This window comes from Geobacter sp. FeAm09 (assembly GCF_008330225.1).
In the GTDB taxonomy this organism is placed as follows: domain Bacteria; phylum Desulfobacterota; class Desulfuromonadia; order Geobacterales; family Pseudopelobacteraceae; genus Oryzomonas.
Window position 1 is genome coordinate 348,230 of sequence record NZ_CP042466.1, and the last position, 20,176, is coordinate 368,405.

Genomic DNA, 20,176 nt, shown 5'->3' on the forward strand with positions numbered 1-20,176 from the left:
TCAGTCTGCCTTGATGGAGAGTGTTGCCGAATCGATGATGCGTGCCACCAGCGTCTCGAAGGAAAGCCCGGCGCCCTTGGCGGCGATCTCCGGCAAAAGCGACAGGGCGGTCATGCCGGGCAGGGTGTTGACCTCCAGGACGTAGCACTCCCCTGCCGCGGTGACCAACAGGTCAACCCGGCTGTAGCCGCTGCATCCCAGGGAACGGTGGGCCGCCAGACCGGTCAGCAGCGCCTTTTCGTACAGCTGTTTGTCCAGGCGCGCCGGAAAGATGTGCTCCGCCATGCCGTCGGTGTACTTGGCCTCGTAATCGTAGAATTCACCCTTGGGTACGATCTCGATGGCGCCCACGGGGCGGTCTTCCAGGATGCCGACCTGCACCTCCTGTCCCTTGATGTACTGCTCCACCAGGATCTCGTTGTCGTGGCGGAAGGCCAGCTCAAGGGCCGGCGCCAGCTGCTCCTCCTCCTTGACGATGGAGATCCCCACCGACGAGCCCTCCTGCACCGGTTTCACCACCAGGGGGAGGCCGAAGGGAAGCTCGGGGAGCCGCACCGCCTCGCCCCGGCGGAAATGGCGGAAAGGGGCCGTCAGGATGCCGTTCGCCGCGAAGGTCTGCTTGCTGAAGAGCTTGTGCATGGCCAGGGCGCTGGCCAGGACCCCGGAGCCGGTATAGGGGATCTGCAGCAGCTCCAGAAGCCCCTGGATGCAGCCGTCCTCGCCATAGCGGCCGTGCAGGGCGATGAAGGCCGCCTGGACCCCCTCCCGTTCAAGCACCGCCGCCAAGTCGCGGCCCACGTCGATGGCCACGGCGTCGTACCCCTGGGCGAGCAGGGCCCGGTGCACGGCCGCGCCGCTGTTCAGCGACACCTCCCGCTCCGCCGAGAGCCCACCCATCAGTACGCCGATTCTTTTGTCTCTCATGGTTCCTCTCCTACGATCCTGACCTCTTCTTCGAGCTGTACGCCGGATGCCGCCAGCACCGCCTCCTTGACCTTTTCGGCCAGTGCCAGGAAGTCGGCCGCCGTGGCCCCGCCGCGGTTGATCAGGAAATTGCTGTGCACTTCCGACACCTGGGCTCCCCCCACCGCGAGGCCGCGCAGGCCGGCCCCGTCGATCAGCCGCCAGGCGGCCTGGCCGGCGGGGTTCTTGAAGAACGACCCGGCGCTGGGAAAGCCCACGTTGTGCTTTGTGCGCCGCAGCTCCGTATCCTTGCGGATCTCCTCCTCGGTCTGCTGAGGGTTGCATGCCACGAGCCGGAACTGGGCTGCCAGCACGATCGCCCCTGCCGGCAGCGTCAGGCGGCGGTAACCGTAATCCAACTCCTCCCGGCGGTACTCGGCAACCGCGTCCCCCTCCAGGAGCGTCAGGGATTCCAGTCGTTCCAGTACCCCCGAACCGTAGGCCCCGGCATTCATTTTGACCGCCCCCCCCACCGTCCCGGGGATGCCGGAGATGTAGCCGATGCCCCCCAGGCCCCGCTCCTGGGCGAAGCGCACCAGCGCCAGGTTTTCCGCCCCGGCCTCGGCCCGCACCAGCCGTTCCCCCGCCTCGCTGATCCGGTTGAAGCGCGCCAGGGAGATCACCGCTCCCCGGATGCCGCCGTCCCGCACCAGCAGGTTGTAGCCCCGGCCGATGGCCAGCCAGGGTGCGCGCCGCTCTTTCAGGGCGCGCACCAGGGCCAGCAGGTCGTCCGCGTCCTCCGGCTCGGCGTACAGGTCGGCTGGTCCTCCCACCTTGAGGGAGGTATGCCGGCTCATGGGCTCGTTATGGAGCAGCAGGCCCCGTATGCTGACGTTCTCCAGGTTCAGGTCATGCCTCCAGCCGTTTGACCAGCGCCTCGCCCTGCTGCCAGATGCTCCCGGCCCCGAGGGTGATGACGATGTCCCCTTCCCTGACGATCCCGGCCAGGTGTTCGGGGAGCAGTTCCCGGTCGGCGATGTAGGTCACGTCCTTCTGGCCGTGGCGCCGGATCTCTTGGGAGAGCCGTTCGGCGTTCGCCCCCTCGATGGGCTGTTCGCCGGCGGCGTACACGTCGGTCAGGATCAGGACGTCGGCGTCGTAGAAGGCGGTGACGAACTCGTTGAACAGCTCGTGGGTGCGGCTGTAGCGATGGGGCTGGAAGGCCGCGATGATGCGCCGCTCCGGCCACCCCTGGCGCGCCGCCGCCAGGGTCGCCTTGATCTCGGCCGGATGGTGGCCGTAGTCGTCCACCACCATGATCCCGCGGGGTTCCCCCTTGACCGTGAAGCGCCGGCCCACCCCCCCGAAGGCGGCGAATCCCTCCTGGATGGCGGTGAACGGTATGTCCAGTTCCAGGGCCACCGCGATGCAGGCCATGGCGTTGAGCACGTTGTGTGAGCCGGGCATGGGAAAGGTGATCTCGCCCAGCCGGTACCCCTTGTAGTGGGCCACGAAGGAGGTGCTGAAGCCGTCGTGCCTGACATGGGTGGCGCGGATGTCGGCCTGGGAGGAGAGGCCGTAGGTCATGTAGCGCTTCTTCACCCGGGGCAGGATCTCCCGGATGTTCCTGTCGTCCAGGCAGAGCACGGCCAGGCCGTAAAACGGCACCTTGTTGATGAACTCCACGAAGGTGTCCTTGATCTCGTCGATGCCGCCGGCATAGTGGTCCAGGTGGTCGGCGTCGATATTGGTCACCACGGCGATGGTGGGGGAGAGCACCAGGAAGGAGCCGTCCGATTCGTCGGCCTCGGCCACCAGGAACTGCCCCTGTCCGAGCCGGGCGTTGGTGCCGATGGCGTTCAGCTTGCCGCCGATGACGATGGTCGGGTCGATGCCGGCATGGCCCAGGATGGAGGCGGCCATGGAGGTGGTGGTGGTCTTGCCGTGGGTGCCGGCGATGGCGATGCCGTATTTCATGCGCATCAGTTCCGCCAGCATCTCGGCCCGGGGGATGACCGGCACGTGCAGGCGCTTGGCCTCCACCACCTCGGGGTTGTCGTCGTGCACGGCAGAGGAGATCACCACCACGTCGCTGCTCTTCAGGTTTTCGGCCTTATGGCCGATGCCGATCTCGGCCCCCAGGGAGGCGAGGCGTTCCGTGGTGTCGGAGCTGCGCAGGTCGGAGCCGGACACCTTGTATCCCAGGTTGATGAGCACCTCGGCGATGCCGCTCATGCCGATGCCGCCGATGCCGACGAAGTGGATTCTTTCTATTTTACCGTACATGGGGGACACCTTCTTTGCCACAGAGCCACAGAGACACCGAGAACATCTGAAACAAATCATTCTTTTGGATAAACCCTAATCCCTTACTCATCAGGTTTCCTCTGTGTCTCCGTGGCTCTGTGGCAGATTTTGAATTTACTCAGCAGCAGATTTAAAGTTCTTTTATAGTCTCTTCATCATTTCATCCACGATGATCCGGGCCGCGTCCAGGCGGGCCAGCCCGAAGGCCAGTGCCCCGGCGCGCTGCACCGTTTCCGGGTTTTCGGCCAGTTCGTGGATGATCCCGGCCAAACGCTCGCCCGACAGCTCCCGCTCCAGCAGCATGAAACCGGCCCCCTTCTTGAGGAACGCCTCGGCATTCCTGCGCTGGTGGTCGTCCACCGCAAAGGGGAAGGGGATGAACAGGCAGGCCTTGCCGCAGGCGGTTACCTCGGCGATGGTGGTGGCCCCGGCGCGGCAGATCACCAGATCGGCCTGACGGTAGGCCGCGGCCATGTCCTGGATGAACGGCATGACGCTGGCGGTGAAGCCGTGGTCGCGGTAGGCCCGGGCCACCTCGGGCGCGTCCTTCTCGCCGGTCTGGTGGGTGATCTCCAGCCGGGCGGCGTAGCGTTCCAGATGGGGCAGCGCCCCCAACATGGCCATGTTGATGGCGTGAGCCCCCTGGCTGCCGCCGAAGATGAAGAGGCGGAAGGGGCCTGCCTCGCCGTTCCCGTTCAGTTGTCGGGGCATCTCCGCCAGGGAGGGGGGAGTCTGTTCCGCCACCACCTCCAGGATTTGCCGCCGCAACGGATTCCCGGTCAGGAGCGTCTTCCCCTTGGGGAAAAAATGGGCCGACTCGTCCAGGGTGATGAACACCCGGTCGGCAAACCGCGCCAGCAGGCGGTTGGTGAGGCCGGGGATGGCGTTCTGCTCGTGGATGAAGCAGGGGAGCCGCATGCCGCGGGCCGCCAGCACCATGGGCAGCGAGGCGTACCCCCCCACGCCCATCACCATGTCCGGGCGCCAGGCCTTCAGTATCTTGCGGGACTGGGCGTAGCCGTACAGCATCATGGCCGTCCCCCTGAGCTGGCTCATGCCCCCCTTGCCGCGGATGCCGGCCGCCGAGATCAGCTCCAGCCGGTAGCCGGCCGCCGGGACGGCGCGGGCCTCGATGCCCCGTTCGGTGCCGACGAACAGCACCTCGTTGGCCGGGTCCCGGGCCAGGAACTCCTCGGCTACGGCGATGCCGGGAAAGAGGTGGCCGCCGGTGCCGCCGCCGGCAATCAGCAGTCTCATGGTTCCTCCTTCAGGCTGATGGGTGCAATCTTCAGCCCCGAGGAGATATTGAGCAGGATGCCCACGGCGAACAGGCTGATCAGCAGCGAACTGCCGCCGTAGCTGATAAAGGGGAGCGCCAGCCCCTTGGTGGGGAGCAGGCCGGTCACGACCCCCATGTTGACCGTGGCCTCGATGCCGAACAGCACGGCGATCCCCAGGGCCAGAAAACGGCCGAAGATGTCGGGCGCGGCCACGGCGATGCGCATGGCGCGCTGCACCAGCAGGAAGAACATGCCGATGATCACCACCACCCCCAGAAACCCCAGCTCCTCCCCCACCACGGAGAGGATGAAGTCGGTGTGGGCCTCGGGGAGGTAGAAGAGTTTCTGTTTCCCCTCGCCCAGTCCCTGGCCGAAGACCCCGCCGGTCCCCAGGGCCAGCCAGGACTGGATGATCTGGAAGCCTTTCCCCTCGGGGTCGCTCCAGGGGTTGAGGAAGGCCTCCATGCGTCCCTTGTGGTAGCCCCGGCTCAGTTTGTACACCAGAAAGGGGAGGGCCAGGAGCAGCATGGAGAAGATGTACACCAGCCGCGTCCCCGCCGCGAAGAGCATGACCATGGCCACGAACGCCAGGGTGAGCGCCCCCCCCAGGTCCGGTTGGAGGACCAAAAAGCCGATGAGGAACATGAGCACGATCATGTAGGGGATGAAGCCGGCGGTCAGGGATTTGACCTTGTCCTGCTTCTTGTCCAGGGAATAGGCCATGTACATGATCAGGGCCAGCTTGGCCATCTCCGACGGCTGTAGGTTGAAGCCGGGCAGCTTGATCCAGCGGGACGAGCCGCCGGCCTTGCCGCCGATGCCCGGTATCAGCACCAGGACGAGCAGCACCAGGCAGAGCAGGAGCCCCGGCACGGCCACCCGCTTCCAGGTGTGGTAATCGACCCGCATCACCAGCAGCATGATGCCGAAGCCCAACAGGGCGAACAGCCCCTGGCGCTTGAGGAAGAAGAAGCCGTCGTGGAAGCGTTTGGCGGCCATGACCGACGACGCCGAATAGACCATCACCACCCCGAAGCAGGTCAGGGCAATGGCCATGAGCATGATCACCAGATCGTATTCGTCGAGTTTTTTGAACATGGTGCTGTTTCCCGTGGGCCCCCCTGCGGGGGCACCCTCCCCCCTGCTAGAGCGCCTGTACCGCTGCAATATACCGCTGAGCCCGTTCTTCATAGCCGCTGAACATGTCGAAGCTGGAGCAGGCCGGCGACATGAGGACGGTCCCCCCCGGTTCCGTGATCCGGGCCGCCAGGGCGACCGCCTCTTCCAGGGTCGCAGCCAGGCGGGTGTCGGTGAGCGCCCCCAGCTCGGCCTGCATGCGGCCGGCCGCTTCGCCGATCAGGACCAGGTGCCGCACCCGCTCCCGCACCAGGGGCGCCAGGGGGGCATAGGAGCCGCCCTTGTCCTTGCCCCCGGCGATCAGAGTGATGGTGTCGAAGCTCTCCAGCGCCTTTTCCACGCTCCCCACATTGGTGGCCTTGCTGTCTTCGTAATAGCGGACGCCGTTCTTCTCGGCCACGAACTCCATGCGGTGGTGCAGCGCCCCGAATCCGCTGACGGCCCGGAAACTGTCGTCCGGGCGGCAGCCCAAGAGCAGGCCGCAGGCCAGGGCGGCCATGATGTTCTCCAGGTTATGCACCCCCTGGAGGCGGATATCCCCGGCGGGGAAACGCTCCTCCCGGCCGTTGTGGCGGCAGACGATCACGCCGTCACGGTGGAAGATCCCCTCCGTCAACTCCTGCCTGCGGCTGAAGGGGAACAGGTGCGCCCGCAGCCCCTGGGCGTAGCGCCACACCAGCGCGTCGTCCCGGTTGACCACGGCAAAGTCCGTGGCTTCCTGGTTCTCGAAGATGCGCAGCTTGGCGTCGATATATTCCTGGTAGGTGGCATAGCGGTCCAGGTGGTCCTCGCTCAGGTTCAGCAGGGCCGCCACCCGGGGCCGGAAGGTGCCGATCCACTCCAGCTGGAACGAACTGATCTCCGCAACCACCCGGTCCACCGCTTCGCCCGATTCCACCAGTTCGATCAGCGGATTGCCGATGTTGCCCCCCACAAAGGTGCGATAGCCATTGGCTTTAAATATCTCGCCGGCCAGGGTGGTGGTGGTGGTCTTGCCGTTGGTGCCGGTGATGGCCACGAGCGGTGCGTCGATGAAGCGCGCAGCCAGTTCGATCTCGCTGACGATCTCCCGGTCGGCGGCCGCGGCCTTTACCAGCAGGGGGTGGTCTTGGGGCACGCCGGGCGAGACCACGACCAGGTCGGCACCGGTGAAGTCCCGCTCGTCGTGGCGGCCCAGCACCTTCCGGATGTCGCAGGCCGCCAGTTCCGCCAGTTGGGTCGCCAGGGCCGCTTCGTCGCGCATGTCGGTCACGGTGACGCGGGCGCCCCGCGCGGCCAGGAAGCGGGCGCAGGCGACGCCGGTCTTGGCCAGGCCCACGACGAGGATGTTTTTATTGCTCAGTTCCATAGGAATACCTTTATTTTTGCCACGGAGCCACAGCGGCCCGGAGAACATCTTTGCAAACCATTCAGACGTCTCTATTCTTCTTGCCCTTTACCTGCGGGATAGTAATTCATCCCTTTCGCAAAAAAACATCATGCGTCCAATAGAGGGATTTTCTCCAGCCTTTCTCCGCGTCTCTGTGGTTCCGTGGCAGATCGAATCTAGCGCATCTTCAACGTCGAGATCGCCACCAGAGCCAGGATGATCGTGATGATCCAGAAGCGCACGATGATCTTGGGTTCCGCCACCCCCTTCAGTTCGAAGTGGTGGTGGATCGGCGCCATGCGGAAGATGCGTTTGCCCCGGTACTTGTAGGAGCCCACCTGGAAGATGACGGACAGCGCCTCGACCACGAACACCCCGCCCACGATCACCAGGAGGATCTCCTGTTTGGTCAGAACGGCGATGACGCCCAGGGTGCCCCCCAGGGAGAGGGAACCCACGTCCCCCATGAAAACCTCGGCCGGGTAGGAATTGTACCAGAGAAACCCCAGCCCGGCGCCAACCATGGCGCCGCACATGACGGCCAGTTCGCCGGCCCCCGGCACCCGGGGAACCTGCAGGTAGGCCGACAGGGTGGCGTGACCGGCAATGTAGGCAAAGAGCATATAGGTGGCGGCATTGATGGCCACCGGGCCGATGGCCAGTCCGTCCAGGCCGTCGGTCAGGTTGACGGCATTGCTGGCGCCCACGATCACGATGGCCACGAACGGGATGAAGTATATCCACAGGTCGGGGTGGAAGCGTTTGAAGAAGGGGAAGTAGAGTTCCTCGCTGAAACCGGGCTTGAGGAACAGGAACACCGCCACCGCCACCGCCAGAAGCAGTTGCCAGAACATCTTCTGGCGCGCCGAGAGCCCCTTGGTGTTCTTCTCCACTACCTTCTTGTAATCGTCCACGAACCCGATCAGGCCGTAGCCGATGGTGATGAAGAGCGCCGTCCAGACATACTGGTTGGAGAGGTCGGCCCACAGGAGCGTGGGAATGACGATGGCGGACAGGATCATCACCCCGCCCATGGTGGGGGTGCCCTGCTTCTGCAGGTGCGATTCCGGGCCGTCGGTACGGATCACCTGGCGGGCCTGGAGGCTCTCCAGCTTGCGGATGATCCAGGGGCCGAGCACGAAGCAGACCACGAGCGCCGTAATCATGGCGTAGATGGTCCTGAAGGTCAGATACTTGAAGATATTGAATAATTTTACGTTCGCTGCCAGCGGGTAAAAAATGTGGTAAAGCATGGTTTATCCTTTTTCGTTGTGTGACATGGACTGTCTCAGGAGGGCCGCCGCCCGCTCCATGGTCATGCCCCGGGAGCCCTTGATGAGGATCACGTCTCCCGGCTGAAGCGACTGTTTCACCCCGTCGGCAAGCTCATCGTGGTTCCGGCAGCAGTGAACCGCTTCGGCCGGCAAACCTGCCTGCATGGCCGCTTGGGCGGCATGGCGATGCATCAGGGCGCCCAGCAGGAAGAGCCGGTCCACATTTCTTCCGGCGACCGCGCCGACCCCCTCGTGGGCCTCGGCCTCGTGTCCGCCCAATTCCAGCATGTCCCCCAGCAGGGCGACCCGGTGCCCCGCGGGGGCGATCTGGGCCAGGGTCTCCAGCGCCGCCTTCATGGAGGCGGGGTTGGCGTTGTAGCTGTCGTCCACCAGGGCGATATCGCCGATCTGTTCCAACTGGAACCGCCCTTTGTACGGCCTGAACGCGGCCAGTCCTTTGGCGATGTCGGTAAGGGATACCTTGTCCAGCAGGGCCGCCGTAGCGGCCAGGGCGTTGGATACGTTGTGCAGGCCGAACGCCCGCAGGTGCAGGTGGAACTCCCCCTTGGGGGTGACGACCTGGAACGATTCCCCCTCCAGCCCCAGGTGCTCGATCTCCTTGGCCCTGACCTCGCCGCGGCTGATGCCGAAGCTGATGCGCCGCGCCGAAGCGTTCTGCCCCAGGCCGCTGACCCGGGAATCGTCGCCGTTCACCACCGCCAGGCCGCCGTCGCTGATGCGGTGGAGCAACTCTCCCTTGGCGCTGGCCACGGCCTCCACCGTCCCCATGCTCTGGAGGTGGGCCGGAAGGGCGTTCAGCACGATGCCGACCCGGGGGCGGGCGATCTCCGCCAGGCGGTCAATCTCGCCCGGTTCGCTCATGCCCATCTCCAGCACGGCCCAGCGGTGTTCCCGCCTCAGGCGGAACAGCATCTGGGGCATGCCGATGAGGTTGTTCAGGTTCCCCTCGGTTTTCAGGCCCGGCCCGAGCTGTTCCAGGATGGTGGCCAGCATTTCCTTGGTGGTGGTCTTGCCGTTGCTGCCGGTTACGGCGATGACCGGGATGTCGAAGCGTTGCCGATAGGCCGCGGCCAAATCGCCCAGGGCCCGCAAGGTATCCTTGACCGCGATGCCCGTGCAGCCGGACGGGAGCGTGTGGTGGGCGAGCCATTTCTCCTCGGCCAGCACGGTGGTTATCCCCTTGGCGGCCACCTCGGCGATGAAGTCGTGTCCGTCGAAACGGTCGCCCCTGAGCGGCACGAACAACTCTCCCGGCGCAACGCTGCGCGAGTCGGTGGACACGGCCGTTACGCCGGTCCCGGCGCTGCCCTGGACGCGGCCGCCGGTGGCGGCGGCTATCTCTGCTGCGGTAAACATCTAGGCTGTTTTCTCCCCGAAGGCCGTGGCGGCCTCCTCGCGGTCGTCGAAGTGGTGTTTGGTCGTGCCGATGATCTGGTAATCCTCATGCCCCTTGCCGGCCAGGAGCAGGATGTCCCCCGGCCGGGCCAGGCGCGCGGCCAGCCGGATGGCGTCACGGCGGTTTTCCAGCATGACGAAGCCTTTTTCGTCCCATGCCGGTCGTGCCGCCAGTTCCCCGGGCGTGTATTCCCGCATGCCGAGAGGGGTGATGCCCTCCCTGACCTGGGCCAGTATGGCGAGCGGGTCCTCGGTCCGGGGGTTGTCCGAGGTGGCGATGGCCAGGTCGCTCATCTCTGCGGCGATCTTGCCCATGATCGGGCGCTTGCCCGGATCGCGGTCGCCGCCGCAGCCGAAAACGGTGATGATGCGGCCCGTGGCGATCTCCTTCAGGGTGGCGAGTACGTTGTACAGGGCGTCGCCGGTGTGGGCGTAGTCCACCAGGCAGGTGATGCCGAAGTCGTTGTCAACCCGCTCCAGTCGGCCCGGAACCGTGGCGTGCCCCTCGATGCCGGCCTTGATGGCCGCCAGCGGCAGATCCAGGGCGATGCCGGCCGCCACGGCCGCCAGGATGTTGGAGAGGTTGAAGCGTCCCAGCAACCTGGAGGCAAAGGGGAACTCGCCCGCGGGGGTCCTGATGGCCCCGCTGATGCCGTTGACGGTGATGGCCACCTCTACCGGACGGACGTCGCCGGGGTAATCTATGCCGTAGCGGATCACCGGGCAGGCGGCCTGCTCCGCCACCCGGGCGCCGTAGCTGTCGTCCATGTTGACGGCGGCCCGGCGGCGGGGCTTGGCGGCGGTGGGGTGCAACAGCTCGGCAAAGAGGCGCTCTTTGGCGTGCAGATACTCCTCCATGGTGCCGTGATAGTCCAGATGATCCCGGGTCAGGTTGCTGAAGATGCCCACGTCGAAATGGCAGCCGTCGGCCCGCTTCTGTTCCAGGGCGTGGGACGACACCTCCATGACGAAGGCCTTGGCGCCCGCATCGGCCAGCTGGCGAAACGCGGCCTGCAATTCGGTGGATTCGGGCGTGGTGCGGGACGCCTCGATGGCGGTTGCGCCGAAACGGTAGCTGATGGTGCCGAGCACGGCGGCCGGCCGGCCCGCCGCCGCCAGGATCGCCTCGATCAGGTAGGTGGTGGTGGTCTTGCCGTTGGTGCCGGTGATGCCGATCAGCGGGCGGTCCGCGGTGGGGTCGCCGTAGAACGCCGCCGCCATGCGGGCCATGGCCGAACGGCCGTCCGCAACCTTGATCCAGGGAATGCCGGCGGGGGCAGAGGCCGTATCCTCCAGGACCACGGCGGCTGCACCCGCCTCCACCGCCTGCGGGATAAAGCGATGGCCGTCGGCCGCCACGCCGCGCAGGGCGAAGAAGAGCGTGCCCGGTTTGATCCGGCGCGAGTCACAACTCAAGGCCGCGACCTCCGTGGCTTCACTGCCGTGGAGCTCGGCGTCCGGTACCGGGGCAAGGATCTGGGCAAGTTTCATGCGGTTCTCCAAAAAATGACACAACCTGCCGACGGGTGCAGGTTGTGACGGTTCATGCGGAAGGTGTGAATTTTATCCAGACCTCGTCTGCTCCCCGGATCGTCTGACCGGGGGGAGGGTTCTGTTCCACGGCCCGCCCGCTTCCCATCAGCTTGATGTTGATGCCGCGCTTCTCCATCACCTGCATGACCCGGCGCATGCTCATGCCCCGGAAATCGGGCATGACGGCGACCCCGGCGGTCGCATCCAGGGCGTCGCCCTCCGACGCGGCATCCGCTTTCGGGGGGGGCGGGGTCTGGGCGGCAATGACCTTGGGCGTCCTGCTGGTCTCTCCCTTGGGCGTGATTTTCAGATAGGCCAGCGCGTTCACGGCAATGGTGCGGAAAGCCGGGGCCGCCACGACACCGCCGTAGGGGCTGGTCTTCGGCTCGTCCACCACCACCAGGATCGTCAGTTTGGGCCTGTCGGCCGGGACGAAACCGATAAACGAGGCGGTCCTCCGGGTGGCGGAATAGCCGTGGGTCACCGGGTCCGCCTTTTGGGCCGTGCCGGTCTTGCCGGCCACGAGGAACCCGTCTATGGCGGCGTTGAGGCCGGTGCCCCCCTCGCTGGTGACGCTCTCCATCATCCTGGTGACCTTTTTGGCCGTATCCGCGGAGATGACGCGACGCACCGCCTGGGGTTCGAATTTCTGCACCTCGCGGCCGCTGTCGTCCAGGATGCGCTCCACGATGTAAGGCTTCATGAGCGTGCCGCCGTTGGCCACGGCGGAAACCGCGCTGACCAGCTGGATGGCCGAGGCCGAAACCCCCTGGCCGAAGGAGATGGTAGCCAGGTCAACCCCGTACCAGCGGCGTTTGTCCCGGAGGTTCCCCGGGGATTCCCCCGGAAGGTCCACGCCGGTGCGCTCGCCGAAGCCGAAATTCCGCAGATAACGGAACAGCCGCTCATCACCCAGTTTGAAGCCGATCTTGGCCGCGCCGATATTGCTCGAATACTTGAGGATGTCGGTCACGGACAGCCGGGCGTAGCTGTGGGTGTCGTGGATGGTTCGGTCGGCGATGGTATAGCGGCCGTTCTCGCAGTTGATGACGTCCGTGGGCCTGAGGACCCTCTCCTCCAGCGCCGCGGAGACCAGGAAGATCTTGAAGGTCGACCCGGGCTCGAAGCTGTCGGCGACGACCCGGTTGCGCAGCATGGCCTGGGGGTAATGGGCGTAGGCGTTGGGGTTGAAGGTGGGATAGTTGGCCATGGCGAGAACCCTGCCGGTATCCGATTCCATGACGAGCGCCATGCCGTTTTTGGCGCCGCTTTCCGTAACCGCCTTGGCCAGTTCCTTTTCCGCGATGTATTCGATGTTCTTGTCCAGGGTGAGCACGATGTTCTTGCCCGGCGAAGAGTTCTTGATGACCGTGTCCTTGAGGGCGATGTCGCGTCCCAGGGCGTCGCGCTCGGTCACCATGTAGCCGGTGTTGCCCAGGATGACGGAATCGTATTTGCGCTCCACCCCCTCCAGCCCTATCGGGTCCACGCCGGTAAACCCGACCACGTGGGACGCAACCTCGCAGTTGGGATAAAAGCGCTTCGACTCGGAAACAAAGCCGATGCCGGTCAGTTTGAGGTTCTTGATGCGGGCCGCCACCTCCGGGGTCAGGCGGCGTTCGATCCAGACAAACCCCTTGTCGCTGGAGAGCTTTTTGAGCAGCTCCTGCTTGGAGGTCCCGAGAAACGGCGCCAGCACCCCGGCCGTGCCGTCCATATCCCTGATGCGGCGCGGTTCGGCGTAGCAGGAGTCCATGTCCACGGACACGGCCAGGGGCGTGCCGTTGCGGTCCATGATGACGCCGCGTCCCGGGGTGAGCTGGACGATATGCTGGTGCTGCCGTTCGGCCTTCTTCACCAACTCCTCGTGCTGGAGTATCTGGAGATAGAACGCCCTGCCGGTGACGCTCAGGAACAACAGGCCGAAGATGGTCCCGATCATGACGATCCGGACCCGGGCCCATTTTTCCCGGTCATTCTTCATTTGACGACGATCACCTGTTGCTCGGTGGGCAGGCCCATGGCCAGGTCACTCTTGGCGATGGTCTCGATGCGGGCCGGGGTCTTGAGGGACGCCGCCTCGAGTTTGAGTCGTTTCTGTTCCTGTTCCGCATCCTTCAGCTGGCGGTTGGTCTCGGATATGCGCAGATTCAGGTCGATCAGCTTGAAGCGCGACCAGACATGAAAAACCGAGACGATCGTGAAAAGGACCATGCAGACCATCAGGAACTTGAACATGTCCACCCGCTGGGTGACCAGTTCGGTTCCGCTCAGGGGGCGCGGAGCAACGACCTTGCCGTATTCGGTTCTTGCCTGTGCCATGCTGTACCTCCAAATTCCGTATCTAAGAAAACCGCAGTGGGGCTGCCCGTTCGGAACAGTGCCCCGTTTATCGAAATTAACTTCTGTGCTACGCGACCGCTGCCAGCTTCTCCGCACCCCGCAGCTTGGCGCTGCGCGCCCGCGGATTCCGGTCGATCTCGGCCTCGCCGGCCGTGATCGGGCGGCTGGTCAGAACCTTCACCCGCGGCTTGCGTCCGCAGACGCAGACCGGGAGTTGGCGCGGGCAGGTGCAGCCGGTGGCGTACTCCCGGAAGATATGTTTGACGATCCGGTCTTCCAGGGAGTGGAAGGAGATGACCGCCGCCCGGCCACCCGGCTTCAAACGGTCGAGGGCGGCGCGCAGCCCCTGTTCCAGGCTTTCCAGCTCCCGGTTGACGGCGATCCGCAGGGCCTGGAAGGTGCGGGTGGCGGGGTGGATGCGTTCCTCCCACTTGGCCCGGGGGATGGCCCCCTTGATGACGTCCGCCAACTGCAGCGTGGTCAGGACCGCCTGCTCCGCGCGGGCCTTGACGATGAAGGCGGCGATCCTTTTCGCCCAGCGCTCTTCGCCGTAGTCCCGGATGATCCGCTCCAGCTCCTGTTCCGGCAACTCGTTCACCAGATCGGCGGCGGTCTCCCCGCGGCCGGTGTCCATGCGCATGTCCAGGGGGGCGTCCTGCTGGAAACTGAAGCCGCGTTCCCCGCTGTCCAACTGGTGGGAGGAAACCCCCAGGTCGAGGATGAAACCGTCCAGGGCGGCAACGCCCAGGGCATCCAGATGCCGTTCCAGGTCGGCGAAGTTGCCGTGGACCAGACGGACCGCCGTGCCGAATTCGGCCAGCCTTTGGCCCGCCGCCTCCAGTGCCTCCCGGTCCTGATCGATCCCGATCACCATCCCGTTTTGCGGTCTGCACCGGGCGGCGATCAGCGCCGTGTGCCCGCCCCCCCCAGGGTGCCGTCCAGGTAGATTCCGCCCGGCCGGGGCTGCAAGAGGGCGATGACCTCCTCCGGCATGACCGACAAGTGGTGGAAGGAGGCCATCTAGACGCCCATTGCGGCGAGCGCTTCCGAGTCCAGCGGGAAGTTCTTCTCGTCCTGCGCGTTGATGCGGCTGTAGGTCCCCTTGTTCCAGATATCGAAGCGCTGTCCCATGCCGACGAACCAGATGTCCCGCTCCAGCTCCGCGTGCAGCCGCAGGGCGGAGGGGATCAGCACCCGTCCGAGCTTGTCGGCGCTGCACTCCTCCGCCGGGTTGATGATCTGGCGCTTGATGCTGTTCAACTGTGCCGACGTGAAACCGCCCTCGTTGGCAAGGATCTTTTTCTTTATCCCGGACCAGGCGTCCAGGGGATACACGGAAAGGCCGCGGCCAAAGGTACCGTCGCCCAGGTCCACGGGGGCGGCCTTGGTGATGATGAAGCGCGCATCCTCCGACGGGCTGACGAGTGCATCCCTGAATTTGGCCGGGATGCAGGTACGCCCTTTACCGTCGATGGTGCTCGGGGTTTCCCCCCCGAATATGTCCATTGCCTCGATCATCCTGCCACCAATTTCCACTTTTTTCCACCTTCAGGGAAATTTATAGCGGCGGTCAAGGGGTATGTCAAGATAAAACGTGAGGTTGTAAAGGTTTTTACAACAAAAAACCTCCCCCATTTCCGGGGGAGGTCGAGAGCCGCAGGCATACCGGAACCACTATTTTTTTCGGCGATCCGAAAGCGAGATGACCTTGGGGTTGCCGGAGCTGTGCGCCGAACGCTCCCGCTGTTCCTTTGCGTCCTGTTCCTGCTGGAGCTGTTCCTGCTCCACCGGGGAGACGACCTGCTCCATGCGGATGGGGGTGCCCCCCATGGTGAAGTCGGCGCCGTCCAGTTGGAACTCGTCCAGTATCCAGGTGAACATCTGGAGCGGAAAGGTGAACACCATGAGGCGTACCTGCCACCATCCCGGCTTCACGTCGGGAGTGAGCTCCTCGATGCGGGCATAGAAGCCCGGTTTGCCGTCAACGTGGATCAGAACGATATCGTGGGTCGTGACCATGGGCATCCTCGCGATTCATTATTTTTGGAGTGGGTATTCACCGGCGCGGCAGGTCCGTGCCGTCGGGATGTTCGGCCAGCAGCAGAAGCGGCTGGCCGAGCCGCTGTCCCAGCAGGGCTTCCGCCCGGCGCACCCCCTGGCGCAATTCCTGCTCGAGGCGGGCCAGGGCATGTGTTGCCGGCTCTTCCAGGCGGTCTGCTATGGCATCGCAGATGAACAGGACGCAGTCGAGCGGCCGGAACGGCGCTGCCATGCGGCAGCCGTCGGCATCGCCATAGGGGCAGAACGGTTTCCGGGCGAAATCGGGTGCCGGCACCGGTGTCTGCTGCTCCAGCAGGGACAAGAAATCCAGGCCGCTGAAGCGGTATTTTCCGTTCTGGCAGCACTGCCCGCCGCAGGCGCGGCAGATGCCGCCGCTGCCTGTTGCCAGGGTCAGGGCCAGCATCTCTCCCTTGTGCCGGCGGTAGTCGGCGAGCACCGTTCCGAGCTGCTGGCGCACGCCGTGGGGAAGCCGGTCGTGGAGTGCCGCCATGAGCCGTGCCCCCCGTTCCCATGCCTGGTGGTCGTTCATCGGTCCTTCTCGTGAAAATTTTGGTTGAAGCAGTCCATAAGCCGGGTTCTGTTCCCGGATCGGGTTACCCCTCACCGGGCGATGGTCATTCATCTGGGACTGCCGTTGCCGACAGCCTCAAGCAGCCAACCCGGAGGCATGGGCGGGCAGCCCTTGGCGCCTCCCTATTTGGCCTTGCTCCTGACGGGGTTTACCTGGCATCCGGCGTCGCCGTCGGACCCGGTGAGCTCTTACCTCACCCTTTCACCCTTACCTGCCGTGGCAGGCGGACTTCTCTCTGTGGCACTCTGCCCTGGGGTCGCCCCCGCTGGACGTTATCCAGCGTCATGCCCTATGGAGCCCGGACTTTCCTCCCTTTCGAAAAAGAGCGGCCATCTGTTCTGCTTCAACCAAACCATAACCCCGGCCAACGTCCGCGCGGGCGGCGGGCGGGACCCTCATGGGGCAGCATCGGCCGGTCGGCTATTCCGCCGCCGGTTGCAGTTTCAGGATCAACACCCGCTGGCAGTGCGGGCAACTGATCAGTTCGTCCCCCTTGAAGAGGCTGTTGTAGAGCTGGGGAGGCAGGTTCATGTTGCAGCCCAGGCAGTAGCCGTCGCGGGCGCCGGCGACCGCCTGGCCGCGGCGTTGCTGGCGCAGGGCGTTGTAACGCTTGATCAGGTTGGCCGGCAACTCCTTGGTGATGGCTTCGCGTCGGGCACTGTCGGCATCGATATCCTGCTGGAGCTTGTCGATCTCGGCCTGCTTCTCGTCGCGGCGCTGGGAGGTGTTCCGCTCCAGTTCGGCAAGGGTCTCCTTGCGGGCGGCGATATCGGCGTTCAACTCCTCGATCTGGCCGACCTTCTGCAAGGTCTGCTCGTCGATCTCGGCGGCCTGCTTGCGGGCGGCGGCGATCTCCCGGCCAACGGCCTGGTACTCCTTGTTGGTCTTGATCTCTTTCATGTTGGTCTCGGAGCGCCGGATGTTTTCCTGCTCGACGGTCTGGCTGCTCTCCAGTTCCGTCTTTTCCTGCTCGAGCTGCGCCACGCGGCTTTCCAGCCCGGAAAGCTCCTGGCGGGCGTCGATCAGGGCCTGCTCGATCCCGCCCATCTCTTCCGTCAGCCCGTTCTGGGTGGTTTTCAGGTTGTCGATCAGATAATCGATCTCCTGGAGTTGTTCCAACATCTCAAGTCTCTTTTTCAAAATCAGCTTCCTCCCGGTACAGAAATTTGTGTGTCGTGTATGGTAATCAGACTCGTAATGGGTCGGATTCGATCCGGCAGGGCACGATCCGGCAGTTTTCGTAACCGGCCTCGGACACCATGCGGCCCAGGCGTTCGGCCACGTCGTCCACCATGATGATCTCGCTGGGGAAGTGTCCGGCATCGATCAGGGCGATGCCCAGGTCGTGCGCATCCCGGGCGTCGTGGTATTTCACGTCGCCCGTCACCAGGACGTCGGCCCCGCAGCGGACCGCGTCGCGCAGGAGCGATGCCCCACTGCCGCTGCACAGGGCCACTTTCCTGATCACGGCCGCGGGGTCGCCCGCATAGCGCAGGCCGGGGGCGGACAGCGTTTCCCTGATCCGGGCCGCATAGTCGGCCAGGGTCGTCTGCTGCGCCAGGGAACCGATCCGGCCCAGGCCGAACTGCCTGCCCTCGTTGAGCAGGGGATAGATATCGAAGGCCGGTTCCTCATACGGGTGGGCGGCCAGGAGCGCACGTACGGCCCGCGGCAGGTTGCGGCGGTCCAGGAGCAGTTCCAGGCGCTGTTCGGAGACCTGCTCTCGGTTGCCCACCGCGCCGATGAACGGCGTGGCGCCGGTGAGCGGGGTGAAGGTCCCTTGGCCGGGGGCGCTGAAGGAGCACTCGCGGTAGTTGCCCAAGGCTTCGGCCCAGGGAAGGAGCGCCCCGCGGACCCGGTCGAGATGGTCGCCCGGCACGAAGACCACGAGCTTGGCAAGCTCCTGGCCGGCAGCACTCTGGAGCGGCCGACAGCCGGAGACCCCCAGGCGTTCGGCCAGCAGGTCGTTCAGGCCCCCTTCGGCCACGTCGTAGCTGGTGTGGATGCTGATGACCGCCAGGTCGGACCTGATGGCGTCGTGTATGAGTTTTCCCTGGGGGGTGGCGGTTGAAATGGTTTTGAGCGGTTTGAACAGCAGGGGGTGGTGGGTGACGAGCAACTGGCAGGAACTGTTCCGGGCGGCTTCCATGACGGCCGGGGTGGCGTCCAGGGCCACCATGATGCGCTCTATCCCGGCATCCGGGTTTCCCACCTGCAATCCCGAGTTGTCCCATGATTCCGCCAACCGGGGAGGGGCTATTTTGTTAATGATTCCAAGTATGTCAGAGAGTTTTGGCGTCTTCATCGGGTACAAATAAAAAGAGTGCAACCCTTGGGTGTGCACTCTTGCGAAATTGGTGGTACGGGGCGTCCCGTTCGTAGTATTGCCGGCATCCGGCGCGTTTCCTTGCAAATGAAATGGTGGGCCCACCAGGACTCGAACCTGGGACCAACCGGTTATGAGCCGGTGGCTCTAGCCAACTGAGCTATAGGCCCGGAGGAGTCAATACTACGGAAGTGTGCCGGGAGTGTCAAGAACTTTTGAACCACGATCACCGTTGCGGGGACATTATTTGCCCACGGCGGGGTGGAGGCCCTTTGCCCCATGTATACCGCGTATACCTCCGTATACCGCACCCATGCTGGACAGGCGGATGGATTCTGCTATGCTCCATGAAGATCGCCTAAGGATGATGTGACCTATGGTCGTGGAACTGAACTGCGCCGCGGATGTCAGGGCGGCCCGGCAATTTATCGAACGGAGCGGCCTGGTCTTCGAAGAGGGATACGATGACCTGGCCGGCGTGTTCGAGAACGACGAACTCGTCGCCGTGGGCGCCCGGGCGGGCAATATCCTGAAGATGTTTGCCGTGGACCCGGCACGCCAGAGCGGCCCCTTGCTGGGGGAGGTGGCCACCGAACTGGTCAGGCACGGCTTCGGGGCCGGTTTCGACGCGCTCTTCGTCTATACGAAACCCGAATACGCCACCACCTTCGAGGCGCTGAACTTCTCGCTTCTGGCCTGCCATGAACGGGTGGCGCTCCTGGAGTACGGCAAGGGGCTGGAACACTGGCTCGCTGCCCTGCGTCCCCTGGTCCGCCCCGGCAATAACGGCGCGGTGGTGATGAACGGCAACCCCTTTACCCTGGGGCACCGCCACCTGGTGGAGCGCGCCGCCCGGCAGGTGGACACCCTCTACCTGTTCGTGGTGCGGGAGGAACGCTCCGTGTTCCCCTTCCCGGTCCGGCTGCGCCTGGTGCGGGCCGGGGTGGCCGACCTCGCCAACGTGGTGGTTCTGGACACCTCCCACTATGCGGTGAGCAGCGTGACTTTTCCCGCCTATTTCCTCAAGGAGCGCGACCCGGTGGCCGCAATCCGGATGGAGCTGGACCTGGTCCTGTTCGCCACGCGCATCGCTCCGTTCTTCGGCGTTTCCCGGCGCTTTGCCGGGACCGAGCCGTACTGCGACGTCACCGGGGGATACAACGAGGCCATGAAGCGGGTGTTGCCGGGCTACGGGATCGAGGTGGCGGAGATCGAGCGGCTTCGGGCCGGCGGGGCGGCCATCAGCGCTTCCCGGGTGCGGGAGCTCCTGGCGCGGGGCGACACGGAGGCCCTGGCGGAACTCGTGCCGGCGACGACCCTGGCCTTTCTTCGTTCCGACGAGGCGGCACCCATCCGGGAAGGGGTGAAGCGAAACAGGGGGAGGCACTGATGAGGATCGTGAAAAAGGCCCAGGCCGGCACCATGCAATCCAGCGACCTGATGGTGTTCGTGGAGCCGGGGGATGATCTGAGCGTGGAGATCGAATCCACGGTCAAGAAACAGTTCGAGCACCTGATCCGGCAGAAGATCGACCAGGTCCTTGCCTCCCAGGGGGTCACGGCGGGGACGGTGCGCGTCACCGACCGGGGGGCGCTGGACTATGCCATCGAGGCGCGGCTGGAAACGGCCCTCAAGCGGGGCGGGGAGGGGTGACCC

The 20,176-nt window shown here is 64.9% G+C and carries 18 protein-coding genes, 1 tRNA gene, 1 other RNA gene and 1 pseudogene; 2 read left to right on the top strand and 19 right to left on the bottom strand.

Annotated elements, in window-relative coordinates; translation table 11 throughout:
• From FO488_RS19255 to FO488_RS01685, 19 genes and pseudogenes are all read right to left on the bottom strand, one after another.
• Positions 1-924, bottom strand: coding sequence for a D-alanine--D-alanine ligase (locus FO488_RS19255; RefSeq protein WP_168205828.1), 924 nt, complete (start codon positions 922-924; stop codon positions 1-3).
• Complete coding sequence (gene murB, locus FO488_RS01600; protein WP_240732118.1) at positions 921-1,760, bottom strand: UDP-N-acetylmuramate dehydrogenase; 840 nt, start codon at positions 1,758-1,760, stop codon at positions 921-923. The genes FO488_RS19255 and murB overlap by 4 nt, the downstream gene beginning before the upstream one ends.
• A 52-nt stretch (positions 1,761-1,812) precedes the next feature.
• Positions 1,813-3,189 (bottom strand): UDP-N-acetylmuramate--L-alanine ligase, encoded by a 1,377-nt coding sequence (gene murC, locus FO488_RS01605; RefSeq protein WP_149208926.1) that lies wholly within the window; start codon positions 3,187-3,189, stop codon positions 1,813-1,815.
• Positions 3,190-3,351: 162 nt separating this feature from the next.
• On the bottom strand, positions 3,352-4,467 hold the full coding sequence (gene murG, locus FO488_RS01610) for an undecaprenyldiphospho-muramoylpentapeptide beta-N-acetylglucosaminyltransferase (protein ID WP_149208927.1): 1,116 nt from the start codon (positions 4,465-4,467) through the stop codon (positions 3,352-3,354).
• On the bottom strand, positions 4,464-5,588 hold the full coding sequence (gene ftsW / locus FO488_RS01615) for a putative lipid II flippase FtsW (RefSeq protein ID WP_149208928.1): 1,125 nt from the start codon (positions 5,586-5,588) through the stop codon (positions 4,464-4,466). Before ftsW ends, murG begins: the two co-directional genes overlap by 4 nt.
• 46 nt (positions 5,589-5,634) lie before the next feature.
• The gene (murD, locus tag FO488_RS01620) at positions 5,635-6,975 is read right to left on the bottom strand and encodes a UDP-N-acetylmuramoyl-L-alanine--D-glutamate ligase (protein WP_149208929.1); all 1,341 of its coding nucleotides are present in this window, start codon (positions 6,973-6,975) and stop codon (positions 5,635-5,637) included.
• Positions 6,976-7,172: 197 nt separating this feature from the next.
• Positions 7,173-8,249 (bottom strand): phospho-N-acetylmuramoyl-pentapeptide-transferase, encoded by a 1,077-nt coding sequence (gene mraY / locus FO488_RS01625; protein ID WP_149208930.1) that lies wholly within the window; start codon positions 8,247-8,249, stop codon positions 7,173-7,175.
• 3 nt (positions 8,250-8,252) lie between these two features.
• Complete coding sequence (gene murF, locus FO488_RS01630) at positions 8,253-9,647, bottom strand: UDP-N-acetylmuramoyl-tripeptide--D-alanyl-D-alanine ligase (protein WP_149208931.1); 1,395 nt, start codon at positions 9,645-9,647, stop codon at positions 8,253-8,255.
• Positions 9,648-11,177, bottom strand: a complete 1,530-nt coding sequence (locus FO488_RS01635; protein ID WP_149208932.1) for a UDP-N-acetylmuramoyl-L-alanyl-D-glutamate--2,6-diaminopimelate ligase — start codon at positions 11,175-11,177, stop codon at positions 9,648-9,650.
• A 52-nt stretch (positions 11,178-11,229) separates the two neighbouring features.
• On the bottom strand, positions 11,230-13,203 hold the full coding sequence (locus tag FO488_RS01640) for a penicillin-binding protein (RefSeq protein WP_149208933.1): 1,974 nt from the start codon (positions 13,201-13,203) through the stop codon (positions 11,230-11,232).
• Positions 13,200-13,541 (bottom strand): cell division protein FtsL, encoded by a 342-nt coding sequence (gene ftsL / locus FO488_RS01645; RefSeq protein WP_149208934.1) that lies wholly within the window; start codon positions 13,539-13,541, stop codon positions 13,200-13,202. The genes FO488_RS01640 and ftsL overlap by 4 nt, the downstream gene beginning before the upstream one ends.
• 88 nt (positions 13,542-13,629) lie before the next feature.
• Positions 13,630-14,582: pseudogene (gene rsmH / locus FO488_RS01650) on the bottom strand (16S rRNA (cytosine(1402)-N(4))-methyltransferase RsmH).
• Positions 14,583-15,068, bottom strand: coding sequence for a division/cell wall cluster transcriptional repressor MraZ (gene mraZ, locus FO488_RS01655; protein WP_149212038.1), 486 nt, complete (start codon positions 15,066-15,068; stop codon positions 14,583-14,585).
• A gap of 168 nt (positions 15,069-15,236) precedes the next feature.
• Entirely contained in the window at positions 15,237-15,581 is a 345-nt protein-coding gene (locus tag FO488_RS01660; RefSeq protein WP_149208935.1) for a hypothetical protein, read from the bottom strand.
• Positions 15,582-15,618: 37 nt separating this feature from the next.
• Positions 15,619-16,152 (bottom strand): hypothetical protein, encoded by a 534-nt coding sequence (locus FO488_RS01665; protein WP_149208936.1) that lies wholly within the window; start codon positions 16,150-16,152, stop codon positions 15,619-15,621.
• 21 nt (positions 16,153-16,173) lie between these two features.
• Positions 16,174-16,540: RNase P RNA component class A (gene rnpB, locus FO488_RS01670), an RNA gene on the bottom strand.
• Positions 16,541-16,614: 74 nt separating this feature from the next.
• Entirely contained in the window at positions 16,615-17,334 is a 720-nt protein-coding gene (locus tag FO488_RS01675; protein WP_149208937.1) for a zinc ribbon domain-containing protein, read from the bottom strand.
• A gap of 46 nt (positions 17,335-17,380) precedes the next feature.
• Positions 17,381-18,499: a Nif3-like dinuclear metal center hexameric protein gene (locus FO488_RS01680; RefSeq protein ID WP_149208938.1), complete on the bottom strand. Its 1,119-nt coding sequence runs from the start codon at positions 18,497-18,499 to the stop codon at positions 17,381-17,383.
• A 114-nt stretch (positions 18,500-18,613) separates the two neighbouring features.
• A tRNA-Ile gene (locus FO488_RS01685) sits at positions 18,614-18,690 on the bottom strand.
• A 206-nt stretch (positions 18,691-18,896) separates the two neighbouring features.
• Here FO488_RS01685 and citC point away from each other — a divergent pair.
• Both citC and citD read left to right on the top strand, forming a co-directional pair.
• Positions 18,897-19,910, top strand: coding sequence for a [citrate (pro-3S)-lyase] ligase (gene citC, locus FO488_RS01690; RefSeq protein ID WP_149208939.1), 1,014 nt, complete (start codon positions 18,897-18,899; stop codon positions 19,908-19,910).
• A complete protein-coding gene (gene citD / locus FO488_RS01695) occupies positions 19,910-20,173 on the top strand; it encodes a citrate lyase acyl carrier protein (RefSeq protein WP_149208940.1) in 264 nt (87 codons plus the stop codon). Before citC ends, citD begins: the two co-directional genes overlap by 1 nt.
• Positions 20,174-20,176 lie beyond the last annotated feature (3 nt).